We start from the raw sequence: 8335 nt of genomic DNA on the forward strand, positions 1-8335 counted from the left end.
TGGACGTCGCCCAGTAAGCGATGTTTTTCATGTCGTCTTCAGACAGCGCGGACGCAAAGCCTTGCATGATGGGGTTCTTGCGCTTGCCGGCCTTGAACTCCTGCAGCTGCTTGACCAGGTATTCGGGGTGCTGCTGCGCCAGCTTGGGGTTGGCGGGGGTGCCGGAATTTCCGTCGGCGCCGTGGCAGCTGGCGCAAACTGCGGTGAAGCTGGCCTCGCCCTTGACCAGATCAGGCTTGGCAATCTTGGCCGGGGCTGCTGCTGCTGCGGGAGCCGAAGCGGCGCCATGTGCAGGTGCGGCTTCGCCGGCAGCATAAGACGACACGGCAGGCACGGCCAGCAAGGCGGCCAGGAGAGAAGTAACGAACAGCTTCATATCGGGGGTTTTAATTGGTTGGCGCACAAAACTTATAACTTTCTGATTTTACAATGGCTTCAGGGCACCCCCGATTATTCGGGTCTTGCCGCGGCAACGGGCCAGCAGCTCCGCACCGCCTCAGCGCTTCCCGGGTTCCGTCCCCGAAGCCATTGCTCCCTCCAACGCATGCCGGTAGCGTGCAACCGATCTCCAGGGACCGCCCGATCATGACCTCACCCTCTCCGTCCAAACCACCCTTAGCCGCAACTGGCGCGCCCGATCCCAAAATCGCGATGGGCTGGCTGCACACCGCCAAATTCCTGACCACAGCGCCTGAGCTCAAGCACCTGCCCCGTGTCGACGTGCCTGAAATCGCCTTTGTCGGCCGTTCCAACGCCGGCAAATCCACCTGTATCAACACGCTGACGCAGCAACACCGGCTGGCATTTGCCTCCAAGACGCCGGGCCGCACGCAGAGCATCAACCTGTTCAGCTTGGGCAAGCAGGGCGTGACGGACGCCGTACTGGCCGACCTGCCGGGCTACGGCTATGCGGCCGTGCCCAAGGAAGCCAAGTACCGCTGGCAGCAGGTGATGGGCAACTATTTGCAGACGCGCGACAACCTCAAGGCCGTGGTGCTGCTGTGCGACCCGCGCCTGGGCCTGACCGAGCTCGACGAGATCCTGCTGGACGTGATCCGGCCGCGGGTGGAAGACGGCCTCAAGTTCCTGGTGCTGCTGACCAAGTCCGACAAGCTCAACAAGACCGAAGCGGCCAAGGCGCTGTCCATTGTGCGACTGCAGGCCGGCGGCGGAGACGTCAAACTCTTTTCTTCGCTGAAGCGCCGCGGTGTCGAGGAAGTAGCCCAGCATTTGTGGGACTGGGCCCATCCGGCCGAAAAACCGGCAAAGCCTGCCAAAGCGGCGCCTGAAGAGCTGCCCGAGATCAATGACTGAGGCAGCTCTCCAGCGCTGAAATTTCAGGCAAATACCGGCTCCAACCCAACTGGGACAAGCGCAAACAGCTATAAAAAGTGTAGCAACATGATCGCCACCCGCTTGTATGCATTGCCCCACGGCATCACCCTGTCCTGCCGGATTGCGGGCGAAACGGGCCGCCCTGTCCTGATGTTCCTGCACGGCTTTCCGGAAGCCGCTTTTGTCTGGGACGGCTTGCTGGAACACTTCGCGCGGCCTGAAAACGGCGGCTTTCGCTGTGTGGCGCCCAACCTGCGCGGCTTTGAACATTCCAGCGCGCCGCTGGAGGCGACCGCCTACCGGCCCAAACACCTGGTGCAGGACATTGCAGCGCTGATTGCGCTGGAAGGTGGCCAACTGGAATGCCTTGTGGCCCATGACTGGGGCGGCGCGGTGGCCTGGAACCTGGCTGCGGGCCATCCCGCGTTGATGAAAAAGCTGGCCATCATCAACTCGCCGCACCCCGGCACTTTTCTGCGCGAACTGCAGCATTCGCCGGCGCAGCAAGCCGCCAGCGCCTACATGAACTTCCTGATTCGCCCCGACGCCGAAGCCTTGCTGGCCGAAGATGACTTTCGGCGGCTCTGGGATTTTTTTGCCAACATGGGCGCGGTCGATGGGCCGCACGCGTGGCTGACCGACGCCATCAAGGACCAATACCGCGAAATCTGGCGCAAGGGCCTGACAGGCCCCTGCAATTACTACCGGGCTTCGCCCTTGCGCCCGCCCCGGCCCGGGCCGCCGCACAACGACCCGGCCGCCGCGGCAGTGAGCATTCCACGGGACATGCTGGAAGTTCACCTGCCGACGCTGGTGCTCTGGGCACTGGACGATACGGCCTTGCCGCCCGCACTGCTGGAAGGCTTGGGCGACTACGTGCCGCAGATGGATTTACGCCGCATCGAAGGCGCAACCCACTGGATCGTGCACGAGCAGCCCGCATTGGTGGCGGCACACCTGCAGGATTTTCTGCGCTAGATTGCTATTGATTTAATAGCTTCTTGCGCTCATTCCGCCTGGCCCGGAGGACTATTCCCCTAAAATTTCGGCCCAACCCGCCCGCCGTCACTACAGGGACGGCTCGCCTTCTGGTCGGGTTTTAAAGCGCTTGTGCACCCAGTAGTACTGGGCGGGCATGGTGTTGATGTAGTCCTGCAGCTGCGCGTTCATGCGTGCGGTGTCGGCCACCGGGTCGTCGCTGGGGAAATCCGCCCAGGCCGGCAACACCTCCACCTCATAGCCCGTCGGAGTGATTCGGGGCAACAGGGGCAGCACCTTGGCGCGGCCCAGGCGTGCAAATCGAGAGAGAGACGGGACCGTTGCGGTGGGTATGCCGTAAAAAGGCACGAACACTGAATCGTCAGGGCCGAAGTCCATGTCGGGCAACAGGTAAAGCGGCTGCCCTTCCCGAAGCGCGGCCACAATGGGCTTGACGCCATCACCCCGCCCAAAAAGCCGCAGGTTGCCAAACCGCCGCCGGCCCCGCAGTATCCAGCGGTCGACCAGTTTGTTCGACTGGTCGGTGTAAATGGTGGTCGAAGGCCGCGGCATCTGCAGCGCCACACCGGCCCATGCCGCATCCAGGCCGACGAAATGCGGCAGGAATATCACCGTGGGCTCATTGCCCTCCAGTTCCTGCACAGCCCCCGTCACCTGAACGCGCCGCTGCACCCAGGCCTGGGGCGCGTGCCACAGCCAGGCGCGGTCCAGCCAGGCCTGGGCAAAAAATACAAATGTCAGCACCGTGAGGCGGCGCCGCTCTGCGGTCGGGTAACCGGGAAAGCACAACGCGAAATTGGTGGCCACCACGCGCCGGCGCGAGCCTACCATCGCATACAACATCCAGCCGAGCAGCACGCCCAGGCCACGCGTCCAGGAAAGCGGCAGCAGCGCCAGCACCCGCATAAAGAAAATGCCGCCGCGGGTCACGATTCGGCTGGCCAACTGGCGGGGAGTCTTCAAAGGGGAGTTTCCTTGCGAGGTGTCTTGTAGCGTGCATAGCCCCACAAATACTGGCCAGGCTGGCTCAGCACAATGGCTTCGATCGCCCGGTTGATCTGTGTCACCCCATGCAGCAGGTCGGCGCGCGCGCCGGAATCTGAGGCGTCCATCCCCTGCACCGGAGGCCATATCTTGAGGAAATACCCTTTGCCGCGGGCCAGGCGCTCGCAACTGACGGGCAGCAGCACCGCACCGCTTTGCAACGCCAGCCGCGCAGCCAGTGTCATCGTGTAGGCCGGCTTGCCAAAAAAAGGCGCCCACACGCCCAGGCCTTCGGGCGGCACCTGGTCCGTCAGCAAAGCCACGGCCTGATTGGCTTTGAGGGTTTTATGCATGAGGCGGATGCCGCTTAAGGAAGCGGGCACGACGGTGAGATTGGCCCGGTCACGCGCCAGGCGTTCCAGCCGGGCCAGCCAGGCCTTGCGCGCGGGCCGGTAAATCGCGGTAATGGGCCCATACAGCTCGGCCAGCGCTTGCGGGCCCAGCTCGAAGCTGCCGCAATGGGGACCAAAAAAAATCACCCCGCGGCCTTCGGCGAAGGCCTGCTCCGCATGCACCTGGCCTTCGATGCGGACATTACCCAGGCAGGACTCCGAAGCCGGCCGCATCCACAGCTTGGGTAGTTCGGCAATAAAGCGCCCAGCCTCGGCAATCGCCGGGCGGGCGACCGCGAACGGCAGTCCGGCCTGCGCCACATGTGCCCTGAACTGGGCGCGGTAGCGCGGACTCAAGCCCCACACCAGCCAGCCCAGCATGCCGCCCAGCGCATGCAGGGCGGCCAGCGGCCAGAGGGAAAAGAAGCGAAACAACCAGGGCATGAATCAGGTGAAAGGGGTATCGAAAGGTTACGCCGGCCAAAAACCAGCCGTCATATAATGCAGGCTGTCGCCGAGTTACTGAACTACTTGCAGGGCGACATTAAACCAAACTGCTAAAGCGTTCGCCGAGGCATTCCAGCCGGCAACGCGCCGACAAACTTCATGGAGTGTACGCAATGGCGAACGATTTTCTCTTTACATCCGAATCCGTCTCTGAAGGCCATCCCGACAAGGTCGCCGACCAGATTTCCGACGCGATCCTCGACGCAATTTTCAAGCAGGACCCACGCAGCCGCGTCGCCGCCGAAACCCTGACCAACACCGGCCTCGTCGTGCTGGCCGGCGAGATCACCACCAACGCGCATGTCGACTACATCCAGGTCGCGCGCGACACCATCAAGCGCATCGGCTACGACAACACCGAGTACGGCATCGACTACAAGGGTTGCGCCGTCATGGTTTGCTATGACAAGCAGTCCAACGACATCGCCCAGGGCGTAGACCATGCCAGTGACGACCACCTGAACATCGGCGCCGGCGACCAGGGCCTCATGTTCGGCTACGCCTGCGACGAAACGCCCGATCTGATGCCCGCGCCGATTTACTACGCACACCGCCTCGTCGAGCGCCAGGCCCAGCTGCGCAAGGACGGCCGCCTGCCTTTCCTGCGCCCCGACGCCAAGAGCCAGGTCACCATGCGCTATGTGGACGGCAAGCCGCACAGCATCGACACCGTGGTGCTGTCGACCCAGCACAGCCCCGACCAGAGCGAAACTGCCCACAAGATGAAGGCCTCGTTCACCGAAGCCATCATTGAAGAGATCATCAAGCCCGTGCTGCCCAAAGAGTGGCTCAAGGACACCAAGTACCTGATCAACCCGACCGGCCGCTTCGTCATCGGCGGCCCGCAGGGCGACTGCGGCCTGACCGGCCGCAAGATCATCGTCGACACCTACGGCGGCGCCTGCCCGCACGGCGGCGGCGCGTTCAGCGGCAAAGACCCCAGCAAGGTGGACCGCTCAGCTGCCTACGCAGCCCGTTATGTGGCCAAAAATATTGTGGCCGCGGGCCTGGCACGCCAATGCCAGATCCAGGTGGCTTATGCCATCGGCGTAGCCCGCCCCATGAACGTCACGGTCTATACCGAAGGCACCGGCGTGATCTCCGACGAGAAACTCTCGGCTCTCGTCAATGAACACTTTGACTTGCGCCCCAAGGGCATCATCCAGATGCTGGACCTGCTGCGCCCCATCTACGAAAAGACGGCAGCCTATGGCCACTTCGGCCGCGACGAGCCGGAATTTACCTGGGAACGTACCGATAAAGCTGCTGCGCTGCGCGCTGCAGCCGGCCTGTAAGGCCGCCGGTCGGACAGCCCGGTATCAGTTCTTCAGCGCAGGCTCACTTCGCGCAGCGAAGTTAAGGGCCGAAGGCCTGCGCCGAAGCTAAACGACCGATAAAGCTGCTGCGCTTCGCGCTGCAGCCGGCCTGTAAGGCCCCGAACGAAGCGAGCTTGTGCGGCTTTCAGCGCAGGCTTGCTCGCGCTGCGAAGTTAAGGACCCAAGAGGTCCCTCCCCTCGCTAATCCAGAAGATCAACCCCGCGATTCAACCGCGCGTGTAGGGGCTTTTCCCGACATGCGGGGTATTGCCCAATTCTTCGGACGGCGCATTGTCGGCTTTGGGCTGCGCGATGGTCTTGTTGGTGCCCTCTCTGCCGTATTCCTCGGCAGATATGGCGTCAGGCTGTGCGGCTGACCCGTTCTTGCGGTCACGATCACTCTTTGGATCAATACGTTTTTTCAGGCCCATCTCGTGTCCTTCGTGTCGCTGAACGTCACGTAACAAAGCTGCCGGGATCCGCGGCGGGAAATGCGGATGCCGACATTGAGGGCATTCCCCCCCGGGAATCACGGGCAGCATGCGATACACCAAAACCGTTGCCGGTGACGATGAACGGCCAGGCACTGCGGAATTTCCCCGCTTCCATGGCGACTTCGCGCGCAGGCCGGGTTGCCCGGATTTCTGGTTCATGCAGGRGAAAGCTGTCTAGAAACATGGCGGCGCCAATGAAGGCTTTGAGTGGCTGGGTTTTGACTGTAGGTTCACACTCGGCCACAAAGCGTCAGCGGGATAGGAAATGCGTGTAGGACAAGCCCGAATCAGGCACCACTTTCTTGATTCGAGCTTTAATTCCCGGCTTTCCGGCCGCTGCTTTTTACCCGCATCAGGCAACGAGGCAGGACATCAGGCTTTCGTAATCCACCGGTTTGACCAGGTGGTGGTTAAACCCGGCCAGACTGGCAAGGGCTTTGTCTGTTGTCTGTCCCCAGCCAGTGAGTGCAATAAGGACCATACTTTCAGCGGCCGGCTGCTGGCGGATCAAGCGTGCTGCGTCGTACCCGTTCATGCCGGGCATTCCGATGTCCATAACGACAACGTCCGGCCTGTGGGCCTTGGCTGCAGCAACGGCGGCCACACCGTCATACGCCGTTGTCACTGCAAAACCATCCATGCCAAGCAAAGCGCCCAAKGTATTGGCCGCATCCACGTTGTCGTCCACCACCAGGATTTTTTTGGCATTTCCGGACCGGGCGGAGCCCGCCATTTGCACAGGCGATGCAGGCTGCCCGCCCTCCAGAACCACCGGCAGCGCCAGGACGAACTCACTGCCATGACCCAGGCCTTCACTGCTGGCGTGCAGAGTGCCGCCGTGCATCTCGGCAAACTGCCTGGCCAGGCTCAGACCGATTCCCAGACCGGTCGGYGCTTCGCCAGGCACGGGCGTCTGGGCAAACAGGTCAAAGATCTTTGCCAGAGAAGACGCCTCAAGCCCGATCCCGTTGTCGGCGACCCGGAAAGTCACCACAGGCCCCTCGACTTCCGCGCGCAGCACGATATGCCCGCCTGGATGCGTGAACTTGGCGGCGTTGACCAGAAGGTTGGCGACGCTTTGTACCAGGCGCGCGTGATCGGCATCCAGAAAATACGGTGCGTCCGGCTCCTGCACGTCCAGCCGGTGCTGCTTGCTTTCCATGGCGGAACCGGAAATCTCCACCGCATGGTTGATCACTGATTGCAGTGTGATCTGCCCCCTTTTCAGGGTGACCTTGCCGCTGGTGATGCGGGCCACGTCCAGCAGGTCATCCACCAATCGCGTCAGGTGAGCCACCTGGCGGTCCACGACATTGCGCAACTCCGTGATCTGGCCCGAATCCGGGTAAAGATGCCTGAGGATTCCCATGGACGTACGGATCGGCGCCAGCGGATTGCGCAGTTCATGCGCAAGCGTAGCCAGGAACTCGTCCTTGCGCTTGTCGGCATCGCGCACCTGGTATTGCCTTTCGCGGGCCCGCACGGCCGAACGGGTGGCGGTAATCAGGGCAATGGTGCGCACGGGCCGCTCCACCAGCGTGACGTTACCCAGATGCTCGACCGCCCGCTGCACATCCAGCGAATCGGCGCCGCTGCGTGTCAAAAGCAGGATGGGGATGTCCGACCAGGTGGGCTGTGAGGCCACGTATTCGGCCAGTGGCCGCATGGCGGCACCACTGACAACCTCTTCCACCAGCAAGAGGGCGCCGGCACCCAGCGGGAGTTGCGTCATAAGCTCATCGCTGTTTGCACACACAATGCTGTGGATACCCACGGACCGGAGCACTTTGGCAGTCAGCGCTGCGTCCCGCCCTGTAGGCGCACAAATGACGATTCGCCGCTCCACCTATCTCGCTCCGCGGGCGCCACCCACTTCAGGATCGTTACCGACATAAACCGGCACCCCCGTCAGGATGCCGCGGAAGCCGCGCAGAGGCGCACCTACGTGGATACCCTTGCGAGACATGGAGAATTCGCGGATGGTGCGCTCGTGCAGGCTGCCTCGCTTTTTGAACACCGATACGGCCTGCTTGACCTCGCCGTCATGCTCGAAATAGCGCAGCATGAGCACGTTGTCGGCCAGATAGCTGGCGTCCACCGCGGTGGACATCTGGCCGCCCAGCATGCCCTGCTGCACACCCACCAGGATGGTCACCACACCGCGCTGACCCAGGTACGTCAGCAGTTCGTGCAAATGCGTGGTAAGGAAGCGCTCATCCGGCATGGCGTTGAGGTAGCCGTTGATGCTGTCGATGACGACGACTTTGCAGCCGCGGTCGGCAGCCTGGCACACCACCGACGCGAACTC

9 protein-coding genes are annotated in these 8335 nt (G+C 62.5%); 3 read left to right on the forward strand and 6 right to left on the reverse strand.

Annotated features, from left to right (window positions below; all coding sequences use genetic code 11):
* Positions 1-376 (reverse strand): c-type cytochrome (locus AC1D1X_RS09980; RefSeq protein WP_477698213.1); only part of this gene is annotated, 376 nt, incomplete at its 3' end.
* A gap of 209 nt (positions 377-585) precedes the next feature.
* Here AC1D1X_RS09980 and yihA point away from each other — a divergent pair.
* Positions 586-1314 carry a ribosome biogenesis GTP-binding protein YihA/YsxC gene (yihA, locus tag AC1D1X_RS09985; protein WP_477669897.1) on the forward strand — a complete coding sequence of 243 codons (729 nt, stop codon included), beginning with the start codon at positions 586-588 and terminating at the stop codon, positions 1312-1314.
* Between the two features lie 87 nt (positions 1315-1401).
* Positions 1402-2313 carry an alpha/beta fold hydrolase gene (locus tag AC1D1X_RS09990; RefSeq protein ID WP_477669898.1) on the forward strand — a complete coding sequence of 304 codons (912 nt, stop codon included), beginning with the start codon at positions 1402-1404 and terminating at the stop codon, positions 2311-2313.
* A gap of 90 nt (positions 2314-2403) precedes the next feature.
* Here AC1D1X_RS09990 and AC1D1X_RS09995 read toward each other — a convergent pair whose 3' ends face one another.
* Together AC1D1X_RS09995 and AC1D1X_RS10000 are read right to left on the reverse strand one after the other, a co-directional pair.
* Positions 2404-3297: a lysophospholipid acyltransferase family protein gene (locus tag AC1D1X_RS09995; protein ID WP_477698214.1), complete on the reverse strand. Its 894-nt coding sequence runs from the start codon at positions 3295-3297 to the stop codon at positions 2404-2406.
* Entirely contained in the window at positions 3294-4154 is an 861-nt protein-coding gene (locus AC1D1X_RS10000) for a lysophospholipid acyltransferase family protein (protein ID WP_477669900.1), read from the reverse strand. Before AC1D1X_RS10000 ends, AC1D1X_RS09995 begins: the two co-directional genes overlap by 4 nt.
* A gap of 176 nt (positions 4155-4330) precedes the next feature.
* Here AC1D1X_RS10000 and metK point away from each other — a divergent pair, with 176 nt between their 5' ends.
* The gene (gene metK, locus AC1D1X_RS10005) at positions 4331-5512 is read left to right on the forward strand and encodes a methionine adenosyltransferase (RefSeq protein ID WP_457279749.1); all 1182 of its coding nucleotides are present in this window, start codon (positions 4331-4333) and stop codon (positions 5510-5512) included.
* A gap of 248 nt (positions 5513-5760) precedes the next feature.
* On the opposite strand, the gene AC1D1X_RS10010 is transcribed toward metK, so the two are convergent.
* From AC1D1X_RS10010 to AC1D1X_RS10020, 3 genes are all read right to left on the reverse strand, one after another.
* On the reverse strand, positions 5761-5964 hold the full coding sequence (locus AC1D1X_RS10010; protein ID WP_477673515.1) for a hypothetical protein: 204 nt from the start codon (positions 5962-5964) through the stop codon (positions 5761-5763).
* 415 nt (positions 5965-6379) lie between these two features.
* On the reverse strand, positions 6380-7759 hold the full coding sequence (locus AC1D1X_RS10015; protein WP_477669902.1) for a hybrid sensor histidine kinase/response regulator: 1380 nt from the start codon (positions 7757-7759) through the stop codon (positions 6380-6382).
* A 114-nt stretch (positions 7760-7873) separates the two neighbouring features.
* The coding region (locus tag AC1D1X_RS10020) for an ATPase domain-containing protein (RefSeq protein WP_477698215.1) at positions 7874-8335 on the reverse strand (462 nt) is incomplete at its 5' end.

The sequence above is a fragment of the Polaromonas sp. P1_G4 genome, from assembly GCF_056405475.1.

Coding starts and splice junctions, on each gene's coding strand:
- metK (WP_457279749.1), top strand. CDS start 4,331: ATGGCGAACGATTTTCTCTTTACATCCGAATCCGTCTCTGAAGGCCAT.
- AC1D1X_RS10000 (WP_477669900.1), bottom strand. CDS start 4,154: ATGCCCTGGTTGTTTCGCTTCTTTTCCCTCTGGCCGCTGGCCGCCCTG.
- yihA (WP_477669897.1), top strand. CDS start 586: ATGACCTCACCCTCTCCGTCCAAACCACCCTTAGCCGCAACTGGCGCG.
- AC1D1X_RS10010 (WP_477673515.1), bottom strand. CDS start 5,964: ATGGGCCTGAAAAAACGTATTGATCCAAAGAGTGATCGTGACCGCAAG.
- AC1D1X_RS09990 (WP_477669898.1), top strand. CDS start 1,402: ATGATCGCCACCCGCTTGTATGCATTGCCCCACGGCATCACCCTGTCC.